Source organism: Sorangium sp. So ce406 (assembly GCF_051474675.1).
Classification (GTDB): domain Bacteria; phylum Myxococcota_A; class Polyangia; order Polyangiales; family Polyangiaceae; genus Sorangium; species Sorangium cellulosum_G.
The window spans coordinates 4,309,890-4,331,615 of the sequence record NZ_CP150340.1; the positions used below are offsets into that span (position 1 = coordinate 4,309,890).

General features: G+C 68.6%; 10 protein-coding genes. 8 read left to right on the forward strand and 2 right to left on the reverse strand.

The annotated features are described in order from the left end of the window. A complete protein-coding gene (locus tag WME96_RS15960) occupies positions 1–9,093 on the reverse strand; it encodes a SpvB/TcaC N-terminal domain-containing protein (protein ID WP_437290965.1) in 9,093 nt (3,030 codons plus the stop codon). 420 nt (positions 9,094–9,513) lie between these two features. Beyond that, positions 9,514–10,281 carry a hypothetical protein gene (locus tag WME96_RS15965; protein WP_437290966.1) on the reverse strand — a complete coding sequence of 256 codons (768 nt, stop codon included), beginning with the start codon at positions 10,279–10,281 and terminating at the stop codon, positions 9,514–9,516. 494 nt (positions 10,282–10,775) lie between these two features. Between WME96_RS15965 and WME96_RS15970 the strand changes: the two genes are divergently transcribed. The 8 genes from WME96_RS15970 to WME96_RS16005 all read left to right on the forward strand — a co-directional run bounded on the left by WME96_RS15970 (position 10,776) and on the right by WME96_RS16005 (position 21,723). Continuing rightward, positions 10,776–11,588 (forward strand): hypothetical protein, encoded by an 813-nt coding sequence (locus WME96_RS15970; RefSeq protein ID WP_437290967.1) that lies wholly within the window; start codon positions 10,776–10,778, stop codon positions 11,586–11,588. A 128-nt stretch (positions 11,589–11,716) separates the two neighbouring features. Beyond that, positions 11,717–13,795 (forward strand): hypothetical protein, encoded by a 2,079-nt coding sequence (locus WME96_RS15975; RefSeq protein WP_437290968.1) that lies wholly within the window; start codon positions 11,717–11,719, stop codon positions 13,793–13,795. A 369-nt stretch (positions 13,796–14,164) separates the two neighbouring features. Further along, complete coding sequence (locus tag WME96_RS15980; protein WP_437290969.1) at positions 14,165–14,971, forward strand: PD-(D/E)XK nuclease family protein; 807 nt, start codon at positions 14,165–14,167, stop codon at positions 14,969–14,971. Further along, on the forward strand, positions 14,968–15,570 hold the full coding sequence (locus WME96_RS15985; RefSeq protein ID WP_437290970.1) for a hypothetical protein: 603 nt from the start codon (positions 14,968–14,970) through the stop codon (positions 15,568–15,570). Before WME96_RS15980 ends, WME96_RS15985 begins: the two co-directional genes overlap by 4 nt. 124 nt (positions 15,571–15,694) lie before the next feature. Then, positions 15,695–16,807 carry a hypothetical protein gene (locus WME96_RS15990; RefSeq protein WP_437290971.1) on the forward strand — a complete coding sequence of 371 codons (1,113 nt, stop codon included), beginning with the start codon at positions 15,695–15,697 and terminating at the stop codon, positions 16,805–16,807. 180 nt (positions 16,808–16,987) lie between these two features. After that, the gene (locus WME96_RS15995; protein WP_437290972.1) at positions 16,988–17,557 is read left to right on the forward strand and encodes an HNH endonuclease; all 570 of its coding nucleotides are present in this window, start codon (positions 16,988–16,990) and stop codon (positions 17,555–17,557) included. A 609-nt stretch (positions 17,558–18,166) separates the two neighbouring features. Next, the gene (locus tag WME96_RS16000) at positions 18,167–18,541 is read left to right on the forward strand and encodes a hypothetical protein (protein WP_437290973.1); all 375 of its coding nucleotides are present in this window, start codon (positions 18,167–18,169) and stop codon (positions 18,539–18,541) included. Further along, positions 18,538–21,723, forward strand: coding sequence for an SNF2-related protein (locus tag WME96_RS16005; RefSeq protein WP_437290974.1), 3,186 nt, complete (start codon positions 18,538–18,540; stop codon positions 21,721–21,723). Before WME96_RS16000 ends, WME96_RS16005 begins: the two co-directional genes overlap by 4 nt. Positions 21,724–21,726 lie beyond the last annotated feature (3 nt).

Below are 21,726 nucleotides of genomic sequence, written 5' to 3' on the forward strand. Positions count from 1 at the left end.
TCATTTTACCTCGTCAGACTCGAATCTTGTTCGCTCGGGGAATGCGCCTCGTCCGTATCGTTCCTCGCAATTTGTGCACACTGGCACCTCTCTGAATGGGGGATCTTCTGGTCTTGGACGAACGGCCTCGGTGAACTTCACCTTGCTGGGGTCACCACCCAGGGCATCGACAACGCGCTCCTCTGCGCAACGGCCTCCACCGGAGCATCCGGTTGCAACCTGACCCGTCTCGGTGTTATATCCACCGGTGACTGTCGCAGGTCGTTTCCGCGATTTCACGGGGCCCAACTCAGCAGCCCTCGCGTCGCGTGCGGCTCTTGCGGCATCCAGTCCTTCATCTGCCTTCTCAACCTTCTTCGCCGCATCCCGAACGGCATCCGCTCCGTCGATGGCGCGCTTGACGTCCTTCAGGTCGCTCGCGCTGACCGGCAGAAATTCGCTCGCCAGCGACGCCCCTGCGATGAGCTTATCGGTCAGCGATGCAGTGGGGTCAATGATCGTCTTAGCGTCCTGGATGTTGTCCGCGAAGGCATCGGCTGCGTCCGCGCCCTTCAGCAGCTTGCGGCCTACCTTGAGCGCCTTTGTCCACCACGACCGACCATCCGGATCCACGTACACGACGGGATTGTTCCGGGCGTAACTGTAAAGCCCGAGGTTCACGGGCTCGTACACCCCGCCGTTCGGCGCCCCCCGCATGTACTGATCGAGGATCGGATCCGGACTCAGCCACACCCCGAGCCGCGGCTCATAGCTCCGCGCGCCGTAGTAGTAGAGCCCCGTCGACAGGTCCAGCTCCTTGCCGTTGAACAGGTACGGCTGCCGGTTCTGGAACCGCGAGTCCGACTCGTCGGCCCACAGCTCCCCGCTCGGCAGGTACTCGACGTGCTGGCTCAGCTCCTGGTCCTGGTCGGTGACGTACTGCGTGCTCCCGAGGTGGTCCGGGTGGTAGTACATCACCGGCGGTCTCTGGAACCAGTCGGCGTCGATCTTGCTCGCCAGCCGCGTCTCGCCCGCGAAGATATGCTTCGTCGCGACCACCCCGTTGCGCACCACGAGGTGCTGGTCGACGTACGCCGTCTCCTCCTCGCCGGCCACCCCGTGCAGGTGCACCCGTCGCTCCCCGGCGCCGTCGTACAGCGCCCGCGACACCTCCTGGTTGTTCTCTCTCACCGACACAAGCCGGTTGTCCTCGTCCCAGCCCAGGGTGCGCTGCAGGTTATCCCGGTATCTCCACTCCTTGTGGTTGCCGTTCGCGTCGTAGAACAGCTCCCGCAGCCGAGGGTTCGCCTCGGCATGCACGAACTCGTCCACCTGATTCGCCGCGTGCGGCCGCGGACCGGTGTAGCGGTACTCGTTGCGGTACGTCCTCTCCTGGATGACGCCCTGCTTCTCCCACTCCCCCACCGGGGCGCCCCATTTCGGCGCGTACCGGGCGACCTCCTGCCCCTTCCTCTTCACGTTCCCGAGCACGTCGTACGCGATCTCCAGCGCGTACCCCTGCCGCTCCTTCCCACGCTCCTGGTAGGTGCCCGACGCCCCGATGAGCTGATTCAGGTCGTCGTACGCGAACCGCTGCTCGGTCGTCGCGACCATCACCGCCCCGCCCAGCGACTCGTCGAACTGCGCCTCGTTGCGGAGCGCGAGCACGTTGCCCACGAGGTCGTAGTCGTACCGCAGCCGCTGGAACGCCCTCGGCCCGCGCCCCATCCGCCGCATCTGCGCCGACTGGTGATCCGCGTCCACGTCCGACAGCCGCCGCGTCGACGGGTCGTACCGGTACTTCGTCTCGATCCCGTTGCCCGCCACCACGCGCACCCGCCGACCGTGCTCGTCGTACCCGATGTGCCTCAGGTACTCCGTCGTCCTCGGCTCGTCCGGGTGCTGCGGGTTGACCTGCTGGTTCTCCCCGGCGACCGACACCAGCAACCCGCCGCGATCGTACCCGTAGCGCACGACCTCCTCGCCCGAGCCGGGGAAGTGCAGCTCCTGCATCCGCCCTAGCGAATCGAACACATACTCCAGCTTCGCCTGGTACGGCCCCCGGTGCGGCTCGCGCAGCCGCGGGAACTCCGCCACGAGCTCGGCCACGTTGCCGAACCGGTCGTAGCGATAGCTCCGTGTCCCCGCCGCGCTCGTCTCCTGCTTCAGCCGCCCCGCGCGGTTGCCCTGCGCATCGCCGGCCTCCTCGACGCTGCCATACGTGTACACAACGTCCTGCGTCACGGGATAGTCGATCTTCCTCAGCTGGTTGAAGTCATACTCGTACCGGATGAGCTGCCCGCGCAGCGCCAGCTCCGCCGTCTGCTTCGCCCGAAGGTTGCCGGCCAGGTCGTACCGCCACTCGGTGCGCCCCGCGTCGGGGCTCATCAGCTCCACCATGCGGCCGACCGTGTCGTACCTCGCCTCCGTCGCGTTGCTCCGCGCGTCCGTCACCCGCACCAGCTCGCCCAGCGGGTTGTGCACGTACCGCGTCACGATCTGCCGCTCGACCTCGTCGATCGTGTTCCACTCCTCGACCGCCGCGATCCGCCCCCCCACGTCCCGGTAGGTGTTGCGCGACTTGCCGTTCGCGTCGATCACCGTCTCCTGGAACAGGAGCTGCCCGTCGAACTGCACAACGTCGCGCTCGACCCGCGTCTGCGCGTAGCCGCCCGTCAGGGTGGCCTTGGGGTCCGGCACCTCGATCAGCCGCGTCCGCGACAGCACGTCGTGCTCGAAGCGCGTGCTCCGCAAGAGCTCCACCGCCGTGAACGTCGTGTCCGGCTCCGCGCTGAACACCGGCTGCCCCTGCTCCACCACCCGACCGAGCGCGTCGAACACCACCGCGCCGCTGACGGTCATCCCGACCTCGGTGCCCGTCCCCGTGTCGCGCTCCAGGTCCTTCTTCGTCTGGATCACCCGCCCCAACCCGTCCGCGAACGTCACCGTCACGATCGGGTCGCCCGGGTGCTCCATGTCCTTGTGGCTCGTCCTCGCCCACGCCGGCATCGCCGTCGACTGATCCGGCTGGAGCGCGTACTCGAACCCGACCGCCGGCTCGCCTTCTCCGTCGAGCTCGTCCTCGCTCCAGATCTTGCTCGGCGTGCAGTCGACCGGAAGCGCCTGTGCCTCGGTGAGGTCGTTCGGCCCCCAGACGCCGATCAGCCGGCCGAAGTCGTCGTACCGATGCACGATCGTGTGCCCGTTGACATCGGTCTCCTGCGCCACCGTGCCATACAGCACGTTGGGCACGCTGTTCGAGCGGTACCCGAAGCTGTCGACCACGCACGTGCGGTAGCTGCGCGTCAGCTCATCGTAGCCGTAGGTCAGCGTGTAGCTGTTCGGGTCGCTGAAGGTCTCGATGTTGCCCAGGTCATCGTAGTCGAAATGCCATGTCGCCTCGTCGCCGGCGTACAGCGACCCATCCGGACGCTTGCCCCCGGTGATGACGTTCGTGAGCGTCTCGAGCGCGCCCGTGCCGGGCCAGTACGTCGCCGTGCGCTCGCGCAGCACGCGTCCTTCCGTGTCCGTCGTCCGCACGAGCTTCGGCTTCACGTGATAGGGAGCGTCGTCCTTCTCGTACTCGACGTGGTGGTGCACGTCGTCGGCCGTTGTCCCCGCCTCGCCGTAGAAAAACACGTCGGTGAGATTGCCGTCCTCGTCATGAAGCCGCGTCTCTCGCGTGCTTTTGTGGGTCGCCTCCGGGTCGTCCGTGGTGCCCTCGTAGAACGCGCTCCTCCGCTCCGTCTCCCTCGGGAAGAACCACCCGTTCGCCTCGATGTGCGCCAGGTCCGGCGGCAGGTGGTCGATCTCCTCCACGAGGTAGAGCATCCCCTCGCCGTCGCGCAGCGCCGAGCGCGCCAGGGATCCTCGCCGGTAGATGTCTTCGTTCTCGTACGCGGCCTCCTCGATCGCCATTGCGGAGACGCCATTCTCGTCGAGCGTCGTCGTCGTGACATGCCGGTACCCGAGGTCCACCCGCTCGTCCCGGTGGTACACCCCGTCCGCGTGCGTCTCGATCCGCGTCCGGTACGTGTGCACCCCGTGCGCGCCGCTCACGCCCTCCACCCCGTCGCGCACGACCACGTCGCTCAGCACCCACTGGCTTGACGGCATGTCCACCGCCGCCGCGCGATCGTCGATCTCCGTCCGCGCGTCGTCCATCGGAAGGCCATTCTCGTCCACCGGCCCGCCCGCCGGCACCTCCCTCGGCACCACCAGGTTGCCCTCGCGCCGGTAGTCGATCTCCACGCTCCCGCCCAGCGGGCGATGCACCCGCCACAGGAGGTTCGCCTTGCCGATCGTGTTCCTCCGCGCCCGCACCGCGCTGTCGCCGTCCTGCTTCAGCACGTGGTCCGCCAGCCCGTCGCCGTCGATGTCCTCGAACCCGAGGTGCGACGCGCCGGTCCCCTCGGAGTAGTAGACCGAGCCGCCGATGCAGACGAAGTAACAGACCTGGAGCGACACGCTGCCGTCGAGGCTCTCCGAGCGCCGGAAGCCCACCGCATCGCCGCTCCCCATGAACGCGTATTCCGGCGGGTCGATGTTCACGCCCCAGTCGCCGGCCGGCCACTCCTCCTCCGCCGCGAACCGGTCGCCGAGGTTGAGCTGCACCCGGAAGGACGCCTCCGCCGGGTCCTTCATCACCTTGTCCGGCAGCCCGTCGCCGTTCACGTCCGCGAAGTCCACGATCGTGCGCGCCGTCGTGCGCGTGTACCCGATCCCCGCGCCCACGCTCGCGCTCACGGCGCCGCTGGAGCCGCCCGCGTTCGCCCCGAACCCGACGCTCTGCGCGCCCGTGTCCTCCAGCCGCACCGCCTCCACGCCCGCCGCGTCCGTGAAGAAGCCCAGCACCTCGCCGAGCACGTCGTTCAGCGCGCCCGCGTTGAAGCTGGCCTTGTTGAACCCGCCCCGCTGCCACGGCACCGGCGCCGTGAACCGATACCCGAGGTTCAGCGCCACCGTCATCTGCCCGCTCTCGGGGTTCTGCGCCACCTGGTCGACCAGCCCATCGCCGTTGATGTCGAGCAGCTCCACGTGCGCCGCCGACAGCCCGTAGCTGGTCCCGGCGCTGAAGCTCGTGCGCAGGTATCCTTGCGAACGCCCCTTGCTGTCGGTCTTGTTGAGCGTCTGCTCCTCCTCGTCTCCCCCGCTGAACGTGAGCGACGCAAGGTCGCCGCTCAGCCGCACCGTGCGGTGCTCCACCCGCCTCAGCGCGTCCGGCAGCGAGAACGACGCGCTCGCACCGAACCCCGCCCCCGTGTTGAGCGCCGCGCCCCCGCGCGTCACGCTGTCCGGGTAGCGGTCGCCGTTCAGATCGATCAGCTCCAGATCCGTCGTCGTGCTGCCGAAGCTATAGCCTCCGCCCACGGGGCCCGCGCCCGCTGTGAGCTCCGCGTTCCACGTCTCCGCGTAGCGCACGCTGCCCCGCTGGCGCTGCCCCGAGAGCCGCCCCACCACCGACGGCAGCACCCGATCGCCGCCCACGAACGCCTCCGACGCCGCCGCGCCCCAGACCGGCGCGCCCTCCTCCGGCGAGAGCGGCACCGCAAGCGTGAAGCTGCGCTCGGGATCGCGCGTCGGGAACAGGATGTCCGCCTCGGAGAACGCGCGGTCTCCGTTCATGAAGCCGACCGACCAGCCGTGGAACCCGCCGGCGGTCGGGTCCTGCGGCGCCCCGTCGACAAGCGCCTCGGACGCCGCGTCGGGCACGAGCTGGGCGACCGGGACTGGCTCCCCATCGATGCTGGCGCTGTTCAGGACCGCGAAGCCCCCGGGCGCCTGCTCCGAGAAGAGCGTCACGTAGATCGGCTCGCCGGCCTGGACCTCCAGGTCGACGGAGACGGGATACGCGGTTCCAGCGCTGCTCGGCGCTGAATACGACTGCTTGTACAGCAGCCGGTGCACGCCCTGGACCAGCAACGTCAGCGGCTGGGCAAGCGTGCTGGTCCCCGGCACCACCAGGGTCCCCTCGAGCCGCGCGATTCCCGTCTCTGGCGCAATCCAGGGCGCCCGGCGCGCCGGCCTCCACCGCCGCACCGGCATGGCCACGTACGGCTGCTGCTGGATGAGCGCCACCGGCAGCGCCGCGTCCTCGGCCGTGTCGCTGTCCAGCTTGCAGCCGGCGCGCCCGTTCGGCTGGATCGCGCACGCCACCGGCCCGCAACGTCGCTCACCCGTCCGTCGGTCGGCGCGGCAGTAGGTCCGGTAGTCGACCGTCGGCGTCCACGCGACGCGCGCCGGGTCGTCGGGCACATCCGACTTCACCCGGAACCACAGCCGATCGCCCTCCTTCACCTCGACAAGGCCGTTCGCGTCGCCGTGGATCCGCCCCGCGAGCGCCAGCACCCCTGCGTCCGCGCTCACCACCTCCTCATCCATCACGCTGCGGAACGTGCCCTCGCTCTCCCGCGCGATCGAGACCCGCAGCGCATCGCTCGTCGACGCCTTCAACAGATCGCCCGTGATGCTCACGAGGCCATCCGACGACGCCACCCACGGCACCTCGGGCTGCCCTCCGAGCCGATGGTCCTCGACGTACGCGAATCGATGGATGGGCCGGCCGTCCGGCCCCACGTGCCCGAGCAGCTCCTCGCCGACCTCGTAGGTGATCGACGGGCTCCACGACAGCACATCGGACGCCGTGTTCACCGCCCGCTCCGGGTCGATCTCGGGCGCCGCGCTGACCCGGAAGTAGAGGCGATCGCCCGCGAGCACGTGCACCGAGAGCGCCGCGCCGCCGCAATCGCCCGCGCCCACCGCGCACGGCCCGAGCTCGTCCGGACCGAACACGTGGCTGAACAGCGGCGGCAGGGTCCCATTGCGAACCAGCTCAACCCGCACCCCGTCGCCCCCCGTCTCCTGCTTCTGGAGCACGCCCTCGATGCGCACGTCCCCCTCGAATGGCGCGGTCCACCGGAGCATCGGGTCGGCCGGATGGAAGTCCGCGCGCGACGCCAGCGCGAAGTCCGGGTTGCCCGAAGGCGCGCTGTCGTCGACGGTCCCCCAGTCCCTCACGCCCTGGAACCCGCCGCGTCGATCGTTGATCGCGACCTGGAGCTGTCCGAGCGCCCCGACCGACACGAGATCAGGGAACCCGTCGCCGTTGAGGTCCGAGACGACCCGCTCGTCTTCCGCCCGGCTCCGCGTGTACGCCGCCGACGCGCTGAGCGCATCGCCCACGTTGATGCCTGCGTGAACGCTCCATCCCGAGGTGTCCGTGAACCCGAGATCGTCGCTGGTGAGCCCGCTGAGGTGGAACGGATCGAGGTGATTCTCGTCGGGAAGGCGCAGCAGGTTGCGCAGCGCGTCCCCGCCGTCGCCGACGAAGTCGGGCAATCCGTCGCCGTTCAGGTCGAGCAGGCTGGCACGCGTCGTCTGATTGCCGCTGTAGCCGCCGCCGCCGACGCTGACGATACCGAGCAGCCCCACGGACACGCTCCCACCGAACGTCGAGTCCTCCGTGCGCGACAGGCCTCTTTGAGACCACGCCTGCCCCCACGTCACGGCGTCCGCCGCGAACGCCCCGGGCTGCCCGGACGCGGTGCGCGGCGCGGAGAAGTACTCGAACGTGTGCCGATAGAGCTCCTGGCTCGTGAGCGTGCCGTCGGCGTTGCGGCCCCCGTTGCCGAGCACCGCGATCGCCTGGAGCACGCTCTTGCCGAAGTCGCCCTGCGCGTACTCGAGCGCAATGCTGCGGATGATTGTATCGCCGAACCGCACGTCCACGCGCGCGAGCCGCTGACTGGTCTGCTCCAGAAAGCCCGGCCTGCCGCTCAGCGTCACGTCCGGGCGCCCGCCCTCCGAGATGAAATCCACGGCGTACGCCGCGTCCACGCCCTGCGACGTGTTGGCCGTGTACTCGATTCGCTCGGGGTGCACCTCGATGCGCGGCGCCGGACCCGCCGAGTCCACCCGGCGCGCATGGTGGATGAACATCTGGTTGCCGAACGGATCGCGCACCTCTTCCAGATACCAGCGGAACACGTTGCGCGGGCGGTTCGGATCCGGATCGTCCAGCCGCGCTGTCGCGCTGCGCCCGTAGACATACGTCGTTCCGTCCTTGTCCGTGACCTCCCAGTGGTACGAGTCGGGTCCGGTCCCGTGGCGCAGGATCCGCGCGAAGCGCCCTTCCACCCGCTGCCGGTAGACCTGCGGCTCGCCCGACGCGTCGCCAATCCGCACGAGCTCGCTCCCGTCGAGCGCGTACCGCTCCTCGCCGGTGGCATACGTCGGCACGCCGAAGCGCGTGTCGATCTCCACCCGCGACAGCCGCAGATCCCAGCCCACGCCGAGCCAGCCGTTGCGATGCTCGCTATCGTAACGGATGGCGAGCGCCGGCTGGATGCCGTTGCGCCCCGGCGGGACCTCGATCGGGTGGCTGAGGTGCGCCGAGCCGCTCGAGCTCGCCTCCGGCGGCGCGATCAGCGTCACCCCGGCGAGCGGGCTGCCGAGCGCGAGCCCCTTGATGCTGTTCGGATCGAACGAGCGCGCGCCCGGCGCGTCCGGCATCGCCAGCGTCGCGTTGATGAAATCGGTGAAGTGATCGGTCAGGCTCGCCAGCGTGCCCTTGGCGGCCTCGCCGGCCCGCTCGACGCGCTTCCAGGCGCCGAGCGCCTCGTCGAAATAGAAGCCGGTGATGTGCTGCGCCGTCATCCCCGGCGGAATGGCGTGCTCGTCATAAGGCAGCGTCAGGCGCACCGGTTTCTTGAACCTGAGCCCGTGCGGCCCGAAGCGGTAGGCTTTCCCTCCGGGCGTGACATTGACCATCGCGCGCCCCATCGGACGCACGTCGCCTGGGTCGAGCGGGCGGATCGTGATCCGCACCGGCTCGTCCACTGCGCCCTCGGGGATCTCGAGCGCAGCCCCCGCGAACGCCACCACCCGGGCCTGATCGGGGAGCACCATCTCGCCATAGGGCGCCCCCACGTCCTCGACCAGCGGCGCGTCCACACGAGGCCCCAGCGACAGGCCTCCTGCACCGTCGCTCGGCAGCCGCAAAGGAACGGTGGAGAGCGCCACCCCGCCGCCCGGGGGCGACAGCGGCCAAAGCCGCGGCTCCGGAGGCCCAGCCAGCGCGAGGCCCTCGTGCCCGTGCCCGAACAGCAGCAACACCGAGAGGAACAACGCAAGACGAATCCACGCACCCGGATGCATCATACAAGACACCTTAGCTACTGGTACTTTCTAATCGGCGCAGGCTCACTCATTTGGCGTTGTGTGCGCAAGGCATGAAGTCTTTGCAGCGACATCTCGACGTCTGCCGTGCTCGGGTCCGCCAAGGAAGCACAGGCCCAATTCCAAGGACCTCTCCACATCGCGTCGCGCGGACAGCAAGCAGTGTGCCACGATGCGTCAAATCCAGCCTGGACGGTGAACTTCAGTGTCTCTGGTTCGCGGTGGCTCCGACCCGGCATGCCCAAATCTCCCGCGCGTCCTCCAGCACCTCGATATCGTTTTGGAGGCTTGCCGGGTGCTGTCCTGCCGCGGCTGTCGCGCGAATAGCCTCCACGCCTGCTCCGCGTCGTGGGCGCATCAGCCGCCCATGGTGCGCCGCAGCTCGCCGCTCGGAAGCCGCGTTAGCTCGTCGACGAGCTCGGCCGTAGCGAAGCCCTTGCCGCAACAAACGGCGCGGCGCCGCCCCGCCTCTCGGCGGACCGTGGCCACAGCAGTCAAACCATTTGCGCCGGTCGTCACCTTGGGCTGGCGTTTGTGGCTGCGCGCAAACGTTTGCCGTGGGACGCAATCGCTCGCGGTTTTACGCAACGGAACGTAAGCGCCCAGCCATCGCCATGGGCGCGGCCCCTTGCGGATCTCGCCGGGGCCGACGATGCTGGGCGCGGGCGGCCTCTGCCCACGGTTCGGGCGGAAACGGGCGGGCACACGAGGGCTGGCGAGGAGCTCTCCGCCGGCGCGTGGCTCGACGCCGTCGAGGCCGCGGAACGCCGGCGCGTCCTTGTCGTCGATGCCGTCCTCGTACAGGAGGTAGCGCAGCTTCGACAGCCAGCCGCCGCGCTGTGCTGCATCGTGGAGCCGCTCGTACAGGTTCCGCGCGTAGAGGCTCCATGCGCCGCGATCGCCGGCGGGAGCGCCGAACATCGACTCCATCACGCGGCGCCCGGGCGCGTCGGCCGGGTACCCGTCGCGCACCGCCCGCCAGTTCGATCTGTCGTTGTACGGCTCGGCCCAGACCGTCTCGGAGCGCTCCGGCCGGATCAGCTCGATGAGCGCCTCGAGCGATCGCCCGCCATCTGCGAGCAGCGCGTCGGGGAACACGGGGCAGAGCATCCCGAAGGTCGGCACCCCAGCCTCCTGGAGCGCGCGCAGCGCCCGCATGCGCGCCCGCGGGCTCGACGTACCGACCTCGACGGCGCGCGCCCATTCCGCGTCTAGCGTCCCCGTCGAGAGCCCAACGACGAACCTACCCGGGTGCGCCGCGAAGAAGTCGACCCACTTCGGCGGATCCCGACGAGAGCGCGCGTGCGGCGGCCGAGTAGCCCCAGCACTGCGGGGGCGCTCCGCTCGCTCGGCCGGCGCCGGCCGGCGTGGCGCGGTGGGGGAACGCAATCCGGGCCGCTCTTCCGGGTGAGAGCGTGTCGTATGGTCAGGGGGAGAGCGCCTCGCGGGGCACCTGGCCTGGAGCGCTCCAAAATCGCTCCGGACCCGTCCGCGGCTCCTCTCGATGGACGGGTCTATCATCGCGAAATTTCTCTGGCTTCGGCGCCCGTAGGCCCCCTGTACACGTCATCGTATACAGGAGGCCTAAAGCCGGGCCGGCGCGGCCGTACGCTCCATCTATGGGATCGAAGCTCGACAAGCTCCTACCGCTCGTTTCTGACGCCGCTCCTGGCGTGGTGGCTGGCGTGACCCTGCTCGTGGACACCCTCCGCGACGGTGCCGAAGAGCAGCAGCGCAGGGCAGCGGAGCTCGAGCGCCGGGAGGCGGAGCTCAGGCGCAGGGAAGCGGCGCTCCGGAGCAGGGAGGCGGAGCTCGAGCGTGTGCGGCGTCAGATGGCCGAGGAGGCATCGCGCACAGCGGCGCGCGCGGCGCCTGCGACGCGCCACCGATTCGAGCGCCGCGCCGCAGGCGTCGCGCCGCCTCCCTGCCCGTACCCCATCTGGACCACGGACGACGACGGGCCCAAGCTCATCGTTCCCGAGCGCATCACCTATCACTGGTGCGTGCTCTTCAGCCTCGCGCCGAGCCAGGTGCGGGCGCAGGTGTCACGCCAGCGGCGCAGCCAGTACCGGCGCGTTGCTCGCTTGCCGGTGCCGATGGGAGAGCAGCTCGACGCCGCCGGCGTGCCCTTCTACGCGCTCCGTTTCGTTGCGTATGGTGAAGGACAGATCGAGCAAGAGCGGCGGTGCCTGCTGATGCTCCACGGCGAGCGTCCGCCGCGAGAGCTCCAGCCACACGAGCGCCATTCGCGCACACCGGCGATGGGCCCGGAGCTCAAGCGGCTGCGGCGAAACCGGCGCCGCAGACTGCGACGGCGCGCGCGGCTTGATGCGCTCGCCGATGCTAAGCGTGGTGGAAGAGAGTTCGGCACGGAGCCCGACAGCGACGCAGCCGCGGAGGTCGAGGCGGACGTTGGCGAGATCGAGAGCTGAGCGCCGCTGACGTCCACGACCTGGTCGACGTCACCGCCGCCACGCCGATGACGAGGTTCTCAGGCGCGAGTGCGTGGCTCGACGTGTGGGGGACGCGCCCGGATGGATCGTCCGGGTTCATTGCCGACGTGGACGCGACCGCGACCTGCGCGGCGAGCCTTCTGATCGATGGCGCCGCCGGAGGCCATATCGTGGTGGCGCTGGCCGCGCGGGTCCCCTGCCTGCTCGTCACGAGCTCCGTGCGGACGATCCTCGGCTTCGAGGAGGCGCGGCGCGCGCTCGCCGCGCAGGACGAAGAGGAGGAAGGGGAAGGGGCCGAGGGCGGCGAGGGTTCCGCCGAATCGCGCCTCGAGACGCAGCGCATCGGCGAGGACGCCCTCGACGCTGGCCGGCCGAGCGCCGACGCCGGGGAGCGCGCCGCCGCCTTGATCCGGCTGGCGCGCGAGCTGCCCGACGCCGAGCGTGCCGTCGTGCTCGGCTGGGCGCTCGAGGCTGCCCGCGAGGAGCACGCCGGCGGAGTCGTGCTCGCCGCCGCGGCGCGCGCGCTCGACGGGCAGGCGCGCGTGACGACTGCGCGCGAGGTGGCGGCGCGGCTCGGTCGCGAGCGGACCGACGAGAGCCGGATCGCGCGCGTGTCCCTGGCGGCTCTGCTCCCCGACGCCGAGGCGCTCGACCGCCGTCGCGACGCGTTCGCCACCACGACCCCGCGGCTGCTCCCCGCCTGGCTTCGCCGCACGCGGGCATCGAGCCCTGCGAGGTACAGCCGACCTATCTCGTCAGCGACAGCGCCGGAAGCCGAGGACGATCGCGGCACCCACGCCGACCCACACCCAATCCTGGGGATCCGAGCTAAAGGAGAGCCTGCTCCGACGCCATGTACGACGCGAGCGCGATCGCGCGCCGCGGCCGCTCCGCAGACCGTGGCGCCGGGCCCGACACGTTCGCCGCCAGCCTCTCAGGTGCGTATCCTACCTGGCCCCCGGGACGCGAGCGGAGCGCCGTCACTCCTGCGATGGTACTGGCAGCTCCGCCCGAGCGTTTGGTACGCTCTCAGTATGGGGCTCCTCGCGCTGCGACATGTCGTCACGCTGCTGATGGTGGCTACGTCTTTGATCCTCACCGCGTGCGCGGGCCGCGCACGCGCTCCACGCACGATGCCAGTTGCGCCGATCACCGCGACGGCGCCTCGCGGAATCGATGATCGCGCCCTGGGCGCGCCCGTCGATGCACATTTTCGTCCGCTACAAGGCATCATCGGGCGAACTCTCTTCGAGAATGCTGCGATAGCGCGGCTGCCGCAGAGCTACGTATCGCACGACGTCGTCACCATGCGGGACACCGCCCAGCTGGAGGCTAACCTCGCCGCATGGTCGATCGTCGACACGTCCATCGGGTACGCCTCCGAGAATCGATATGGTACCTACCGGGCCTTCCAGGTCGTTCACGTCTCCTCGATCGATGATACGTCCGAGATGGAGGACCCGCCGATCGAGGCAGCGTTCTACATCGCGAAGGTCTACTGGGGCTATTCCTACGAAGCGGTCTTCGAGGGCGATCGGCGACAGTTCAACACAGGGGTGAGCGCTCGTATGGCGACCTTCGAGGGCGACGTAGACGCGTTTGCCGCATCGAGCGGGCTGAGGTTGCACTTCGTCGGAGCAGGGCTCCGTCCAAGGACACCGACAGCGATTTTCGCGCGCGGACCGCAAGCCATCCTGAGCGCTTACGATACCGCAACGGCGCCTAGCCCCATCTTCGTGGAGTATCGCGCAATTCCCGGCAGGTGGTCTCGGACGACATCGCCCATTCCGTTCGACGCCGCGCTGCGCATCACGGTGCGCTTTGAGGACGTACGCGTCGTCGACGACGGCACCTGGTTTTCAACGCCGTGGAACCTGTCGGCGAGGTGTCGCATGAGCAATGCCTACGGCAGTGAACCGGTATACCTCCTGGCGGGGGATCGTGTGAACGGCGGGCAGACCTACAGCCTCAACAGAACGATCGACCTCATGGATGCGCCGGGAGGAGCGCTCGAATGCACGGCTGAGGGATCCTATGCGGATGCGCTCGGAAGTGGCAAGATCGCTCCCGGGCGTTCGCCGCCTGTGCAGCTCGTCGGCCCGGGCCAGTTCCCCCTGAGGATTTCGGGTAATGGCGGAACGTCCTATGTGATCAATGCAAGCGTGGATGTCTCTGTGGTGAACTAGGCTCTGCCTGACGAGCTGCGGCGCGGCTCGATCCATCGGTCGTTCTCGATGGAGAAGGACAATGAACGGGCAGAAGCTCATCCCAGAGCTCGACGTGGCGGGTCTCGGCGCCTCGTTTATACCGAGCGCGCGCAGTGCGGCGCCTGGATCGACGCTGAGGGCTCGTGCGAGGGCGACGTGTGGAGCCTCGTCGAGTTCGTCGGCCCGCTCAAGAGTTTTGCCGTGGACGGGAGGAGATCCATGTGGTCCCATCGTGACGTTCAGGCCCCCGATCGCTGGAAGCACGCCATCGCCGACGCGTGCGCCGTTCACGCCATGGTGCTCGCTGGCGAGCCCCCCGCGGCGCGCTTCGCGCGGCTCCATGACGACATGCTCCGCGTCTGGGAGCAGGAGCTCGATCGCGAGCGCTTCAACATCGCTGCCCTCGAGGCACAATGGGAAGCCTTCATCGGTCGCGCATTCGTGGGCGCAGCGAAGTTCCGTGACCTCCATGCGCGCCTCGATCTCGCCCGCGAGCCTGGGGCGCTGTCCGTGACGTTGCTGGGCCCGCTCGGTAAGGAGCGCGACGAGCGGAGCCACACGCGGATGCTGAGAGCGTTGCTCGACCGGTCGGCTTCTGGAGCGCTCGCCGCAAAGCTGCTCCGCGCGTTGCTCGGGGTCGTGCGGGGAGGCGGTGCCGAGCTCGAGGTGCCAGCAGCCTCGCTCGCGGAGGCGACGATCGAGATCGACCCGGAGTGGCGGGTCGGCCCGAAGCCGCGGTTCGTCTATCCGGACCTGGTGATCTCCGTTCCGTTGCCCGAGAAGCGGCTGGTGGTCGTCATCGAGAACAAGATCGACGCCCGCGACCATGAGGGGCAGCTCGATGCGTATCGTGAGTACGCCGAGCAAGCCTTCGACGATTCCGAGGTGATGCTGGTCTACCTCACGCCTCGCGGAGACGAACCGGACGCGGCGGACCGCGCGGAGCCCTGGAAGCTCATGAGCTACCGGGAGTTGGCGGTCGCATGGCGGCGCGTCCTGGCGCGTGAGACGGAGACGAGCGCGTGGACCGAGATGCTGCGCCTCTATCTCGCTACGATCCTGCAGGGAGTCCTTGGCGAACGCATCCTGGTCCCGCCGAGCCGGGCGGTTCAGGCCAGGCTGCTCCCCTACCTCGAAGCTGCTCTGGGGGAATGAAGATGACACGTCCAGTTCCGCCCGCACTTGCCTTCTATACGCGCCACCCGCTCGACAACGACGCGCTCGGAGAGTTGGACCGCAAGCCCGAAGGGATCGCGGAGGTGGACTGGCAGAAGTGGCGTGAAGTCTTTGCCCTCGCGGGGCAGCAGGCGGGTGCGCTGGTGACGCAGTGCCGAGACGAAGCGCTGGAGATTCTGGGCAACAAAGTGGCGATCGGATCGCAGGCCACGCCGAAGGATGCGTCGAAATACTGGAGTTCATGGGCTTACGTCCTGTTGGGCAAGAAGCGGTTGAAGCTGTGTATTGGAGCCGGTGTCGCGACGGACCCGGAGGGCTCGGTCTGGGTCTGTCCTTACGTGTACCTGGCAGGAGGGGCTGCGCGTGTCCGCTCCTTCAGGGCTGCACTCGACCGAGCTGGTGTCGAGTACGTGCAGGGAGACACCACCTGGTTTGGCGCGGGAAACGTTCCGCTGGCCCGCATTGTGCTCCAGGAAGAAAGGGATCTCGACGAGATCGTCGAAGAGAGCCGGAGGGTGTTCGCGCGGCTGGCTCCAGCGTTGCCGGAGATTGCGATGCACGCCGGCCTGGGGTCGTAGCGAGGCCTAAGCAGGGCTTGCTGGCCGCGCGTGGGTGCGCACAGCGCGCCCACGCGCGGCAGAAGCCCGAGCCGTTCAGCCGAGCTGACGTTCAGGATATGGGGAGCACACCAGGGAGAAGCACATGACCGTCGTACGTATCGAACCGTCGGGGCCCGTAGAACTCGAAGCGGAGCCGTTTTTGCTTGAAAAGCAACTCGAGGATGCTGTCACGTCATTTCCCAATCTTCTGTCGATGCCGGAAGAACCCGGGCTTGCGCTCGTCCGCCAGCAAGTCAGCCTCCCGGATGCCGGAGTGCTCGATATCCTGCTGGTGAACGCGGAGGGGCTGCCTGTCGTTGTCGAAGCGAAGCTCGCCCGGAATGCCCAATCGCGTCGCGAAGTTGTCGGGCAAGTCGTCGACTATGTGTCGGCTCTGACCTCGTTCACGGTCGATGAGCTCGATGGGCTCGTCGGCGGAGCCCTCGATGCTGCGCTCAGGTCGCTGGTTGGGGCCTCCGACGACGACTTCGAAAAGCTGTGGCGAGCCGTCGGGTCGAACCTTCGAGCTGGACTCGCGCGGTACCTTATTCTCGTTGATGAAGTGCCCGCAGAGCTTGAGCGGATTGTGCGATTCCTAGCGTCGCGGTCGAGTCTCGACATCGGGCTGGTCACTGTCTCTCGATACCGGGATGTTGATGGGCATTACGTGCTCATTCCTCAGCACGTCGTGCGCTCGGGCGGACGTGGCTCCGGACCTGCGAACATGCTCGGAAAGAAGATGTCCGACGAACTCGCGGCGGTCGTTAGCGCATATAACGCCAGCGCGGTTGCAGGGTTCGCAGCCGTGGGGCGGGCCCACAACTACCGTCAGATTCGCCCGTCCGGATGGCCGGCGGGTATGCACTACGAATTCGTGCAATGCGCGGACTCCATCGGGGTTGAACTGCACCTGGAGTCGCCTGCGTGCGTTTCGTTTGCGGGTGTCGTGGAAGGCCTTGCGCACAAGACAGGCGCTCCTTCTCGCGTGGAATGGTATCCAAGATGGCAGCGTGGGCCAGGGAGGCTCGTGAGCCGGATTCCTCTCACGCAACCGCCGAGCGCGTTTGTAACTGCAATGAAGGAGTTGATCGCGTTCAGCTTCGAGGAGGTCAGTACAGCGGTGCGTCGCGGCAACGTTGCGGAGCCAGCCCATCAAGGCGCTGCACCCGACGGTGCGCCGAGCGTCGCTCCACTGGGCACGGCGCCCCTCGGGTGACCGCCAGGGCGTTGGGCGGGGGGGACGTGGATTCACGATGGCAACTATAGACAAGGGGTGGGCTCGTGGAGCGGCCGCACCAGCAAATCCCGGTGGTCAGGCGATATCAGTGCCTGATATACTCGGTAACCTGGGATGGACGTCACACAGCGGGACCCATAGGGCTTGTGTAGAAGAGCCATGGCAATCAAGTGCAAAAATGTCCTGGAGGTCATCTTGTTCGAGTACGCGAAGCTCATCGCTGATGCGGCTGTGGAACAGCGAGCGAGGTATGAGCCTGCGGCGCGAGCGGGGAGCGAATACTGGTCATTCGTAGCAATGATTTTCAGGAAACTGGTAGCTGGCAAAATTTCTCCGAGCTCTGTTCTCCGCGAGAATCAGCTCGTCGTTGCTGTGGGGCAGGAGTGCGCATACTGCGGGAAGACCGGAGCTCTCCAGTGGGAGCACATCATACCGCGTGCGCGCGGTGGTCCAGACACCTTCGACAATATGGTCTTGTCGTGCGCGTCCTGCAACAGTCAGAAATCCTCCAAGAATCCTGTTGATTGGTATCGCCAACGCGGACTGAATCGAAAGCATGTCCCGAGGCTGGTCATGGGAAAGCTTTTGAAGCTGGTCCTTGACGAGCATCGTCGCCGCGGGACCCTCGCCGATGTCGAGTTCCCGCCGGGGCAGAGCCTGAGTACGTCACAGGTTTGTCGAGTCTTCGAGTACCCCGACGGCGACACGAATGCGGGCACAAGAGGATGACTGTAGTGCCAGTGCCGCCCAAAAGCTGGTGCTGACGACGGTCCGCGCCCGGCCGGACCCGCACCACCCGCCTGTTGGCGGTGCGATCTCGGGATCGAGGGACCCCGACGTATCGGATGGCCGTCGTGCAGCTCCAGGCGCGCCGCCATCAACGGACGATCTGCCACGGCGCCGCTCGACGCGCTGCGCTCGCGGGCGATGCTTGCGCTCGGACGTTGTCTTGCGGCTCCTGGCGTGCACAGGCACAGACGACCGAGGTTGCTGGCCACGCGAGCGAGGAGCTCGATGTCCGCGACCGTCCGCGGGCCCGCAGAACAAGGCAAACCTGCCAGGTTACAGCGATCACGCTGGCATCGCCAAGTTCTATGATCGCCTCTCCACGAGACGTCGACGAAGCTGACCCGGACGCTGGGCGGCTGGCACCCGATCTCGCCACCGTTCTCGGGGGGCCTTGCCGCCCGGATGCGGAGCTGTGATGCTCGCCTGTAGGTGGAGAGCGTACGCTCCTCCTGAAGCCTTCCCTCTGCCCACGCACCCGCTGTAGCCTAGGTCCTCTTCATCTTCGAGGCGACGGGTGACGCAGCCACGAAGCGCGGAGGGGCCACACGGATGCGACCGCTTTCATTGCGCGAGAAAAAGGTGTTCGAGGGGCTCTGCGGCACCGTGAGCCCCGAGGAGCTCGCGACGCTGCGGGACGCGGTGCGGCAACACCTCGGCGAGCTCCTCCAGGCGTCGCGCCGGAACGAGTTGTTGCCTATCGACCTCGCTGAAGAGCTCGCTCGCCGGCTTGACGACCTGCTGGAGCAGCTCGGAAGCCTGGCTGCGGAAGCGAGGCCGCTCGTGGTGGGGGCGGCGCGGTACTTTGTCACTAGGGATGACGTGCTCCCGGATCAGGAGGGGCTCCTGGGGCTGGATGACGACGTGGCGGTGTTCAACGTGGTCGCGCGCCGCATCGGACGCGCGGATCTGGAGATCTCAGGATGACGGTGGTCGGAGAGTACCCGCCGGGCTCGCGGGTGAAGGTGCGTGGCGAAGAGTGGATGGTCGAGCGGAGCCTGGCGATACCCCAAGGCGGGGTCGCGATCCACGTGCAGGGCCTGAGCGATCTCGTCCGCCATCACAAGGCTGTCTTCCTCAGCGAGCTCGACACGATTGATGTCCTGAACCCCGAGCAAACCCAGCTCGTCACCGACGACTCGCCTGGCTACCGCCGCACGCGGCTGTTCCTGGAGACGCTGCTGCGCCGCACGCCGCCCACCGACGCCCGGGTGCACGTGGGCCACCGGGGCGCGCTCGACGTGATGGCCTACCAGCTCTTTCCAGCGCAGAAGGCCCTCTCCTCCCTCCGTCCGCGGCTGCTCATCGCCGACGGTACCGGTCTCGGCAAGACGGTCGAGGTTGGCTTGCTGCTCTCCGAGCTCATCAAGCGCGGGCGCGCCCGGCGCATTCTCGTCGTGGCCATCAAGAGCATGCTCGCGCAGCTCCAGCGCGAGCTGTGGGCGCGCTTCACGATTCCGCTCGTCCGCCTCGACTCGGATGGGCTCGCCCGCGTCCAGCAGAAGATCCCCTCGAATCGCAATCCGTTCTCGCACTTCGATCGCTGCATCCTCTCGGTCGATACCCTCAAGAACAACGCGCGTTACCGCGCCTGGCTCGAAGAGATCCCGTGGGACGTGATCGTCGTCGACGAGTGCCACAACGTCTCGAACCGTGGCAGTCAGCGCGAGCAGCTCGCGCGCCTGCTCGCCACGCGGTGCGACGCCCTGGTGCTCACGAGCGCGACGCCCCACAACGGCAAGCCCGAGAGCTTCGCCAACCTCATGCGCATGCTCGATCCGACGGCCGTGGCCGACGACCGGCAGTTCGTCGAGGCCGACGTCCGCCACCTCTACGTGCGCCGCTTCAAGAAAGACGTCGAGAGCCAGGCCGGCGCCTCGCTCCGGGATCGCGAGATCCACCTGCACCAGGCGGACGCCAGCGCCGCCGAAGAGGCCGCGCTCGCCGCGCTGCACGCGCTCACCCTCCACAACCTGGGGCGCAAGCGCCACGGGGTGGATCACCTGCTGCGCTGGGCGCTCGTGAAGGCGTTTCTTTCAAGCCCCGACGCCGCCCTCGAGACCCTCGACGAGCGCATCAAGAACACCGAGGGCGCGCTCGCGGGAGGCGCGGCGGGGCCCCACCCGTACGCGGCTGTCCTGCGGGCCGACCTGGAAGCGCTTCGCGCCGTGCGCACCAAGGTCGCCGCTGCCTGCACCGAGGCCGCGTTCTCCAAGCTCGGGCGCTTGCTCTCGGAGCTGCGCGCCGTCGGCTTCACCGGTAAGCCCGACTCGCCGCGCGTCGTGATCTTCTCCGAGCGCATCACCACCCTCAAGCGCCTCCAGAGCGCGTTGCCGCGCGCGTTCGGCATCGCCGACCCCGACCAGGTGGTGGGCCGCTACGACGCGTCCTCGCAGCGCACCGAGACCGAGCTGCGCAACCTCCAGGAGTCGTTCGGGCGGGAAAGCAGCCCGATGCGGCTGCTGCTCGCCTCCGACGCGGCGAGCGAGGGCGTGAACCTGCACTATCACTGCGCGCAGCTCTTCCACTTCGACATGCCGTGGTCGCTCATCCGCCTCACGCAGCGCAACGGCCGGATCGACCGCTTCGGGCAGAAGCACACGCCCCACCTCCATTACCTCATGACCCGTACCCGTAAGGTGACGGCCGATCAGCACGTCATGAGGCGCCTTGTCGAGAAGGAGCAGACCGCGACGCGGCAGCTCGGCGATGTGGGCGCGCAGCTCGGCCTGTACGATCCCGAAGCGGAGGAGCGGTACCTGACCGAGGGCGTCGCCGCCGGCCGCGACGTGAACGAGCTCTTGCCGGACGCGCCGCTCGCCGTGGGTCGCGCCGAGGCCCAGATCGCGGCCGCCGACGAGGCGGACGACGACGAGACGGATGACCGCGGCGCCACGACCACCGTCCAGGAGTCTGCGCCGGAGGAGCCCGGCACCGGTCCCGTCGACCTGCTCGCCCTGGTCGCCGAGATCGAGCGAAGAGAGGCAGGGATCGAGGCAGACCCTGGCGCCGTCGGCTCCACCGCCGCTCCGGCCGCCGCGCCGACCGGCTCCCTCGCAGTGCCTGGCGCTGCGCGTCCCGGGGGGGCCGCCGCCGAGGAGCCAGAGCGGCCCGCCATCGACCTCGTGGCGCTGCTCGCGGCGCACGAGGCGGCCGAGGCCAAGGCGCCGCCCATCGAGCAGCTCGTCGCGGCCGATCCGACCCTGTTCGCGGACGATTACAGCTTCCTGGTGGCGGCGCTGCGCCACCTCGAGAAGCACCCGGCCGTCGGCGAGGCGCCGCTCGAGTGGGAAGCGAACGACGCCCACCGCACCCTCAAGATCGCCGCGCCGGAGCCGTTTCGTACCTACCGGGAGCCGTTCTTGCCGGCGGAGGCATTGCCTGACAACGGCACCTACCAGCTCGTGCAGAGCCGCGACGAGGTAGCGCGGCGCCTGCGTAGCGCGCTCGAGGGCGACGGGAGCTGGCCCGAGTGGCACCTGCTCTGGGAGCAGCACCCGCTCGTCGAGTGGCTGCTCGACGCGCTGGCGGCCTCGTATGCGCGGCTCGAGGCGCCGGTGCTGCGCGCCCCCGCCGTGCCCAAGGGGTCGGCGTTCTTCCTGCTGAGCGCGCTGCTCTACAACACCGAGTCGCAGCCGGTGTACGCGGGCTGGTTCGCGCTCGAGAGCCGCGGGGCCAACCTCGGCGCTGCGCCCATCCCGTTCGCGGAGCTCGCCGCGCGCGTGGGGCTCGCGGGCGACCTGGTGAACCCGGGCAAGCGGTCGGCGCGCCTCACCGCGCTCCAGGCCCTGGTCGAGCCGGTGATCCGCCGCGCGCGTGAGGTGGTGGCCGAGCAGCGCAAGGACGCGATGAAGGGCCTCCTGAAGAAGCTGCGGGCCGAGGAGCGGCGCGTGACCGAGTGGCACGCTCGCTCGCTCGCGGCGCTGGCCGAGCGGCGGGCGCGCTACGAGGCCAGGCAGGAGCGCGTGCCGGTGCTGCTCGAGCGCAAGCTGCGCGACGAGGAGCGCTCCATCGAGCGGGCGCGCAGGAACCATCGGGAGTGGATCGAGCGCCTGCAAGCCGCAGGCGCGCCCTACGTGCGGCTCGTGGCCGTCTTTTCAGGGGAATGAGGC

Excerpts from the sequence above, each read along its gene's own strand:
- WME96_RS15970 (WP_437290967.1), top strand. The coding sequence starts at position 10,776 with ATGGGATCGAAGCTCGACAAGCTCCTACCGCTCGTTTCTGACGCCGCT.
- WME96_RS15980 (WP_437290969.1), top strand. The coding sequence starts at position 14,165 with ATGCTCCGCGTCTGGGAGCAGGAGCTCGATCGCGAGCGCTTCAACATC.
- WME96_RS15985 (WP_437290970.1), top strand. The coding sequence starts at position 14,968 with ATGAAGATGACACGTCCAGTTCCGCCCGCACTTGCCTTCTATACGCGC.
- WME96_RS15990 (WP_437290971.1), top strand. The coding sequence starts at position 15,695 with ATGACCGTCGTACGTATCGAACCGTCGGGGCCCGTAGAACTCGAAGCG.
- WME96_RS15995 (WP_437290972.1), top strand. The coding sequence starts at position 16,988 with ATGGCAATCAAGTGCAAAAATGTCCTGGAGGTCATCTTGTTCGAGTAC.
- WME96_RS16000 (WP_437290973.1), top strand. The coding sequence starts at position 18,167 with ATGCGACCGCTTTCATTGCGCGAGAAAAAGGTGTTCGAGGGGCTCTGC.
- WME96_RS16005 (WP_437290974.1), top strand. The coding sequence starts at position 18,538 with ATGACGGTGGTCGGAGAGTACCCGCCGGGCTCGCGGGTGAAGGTGCGT.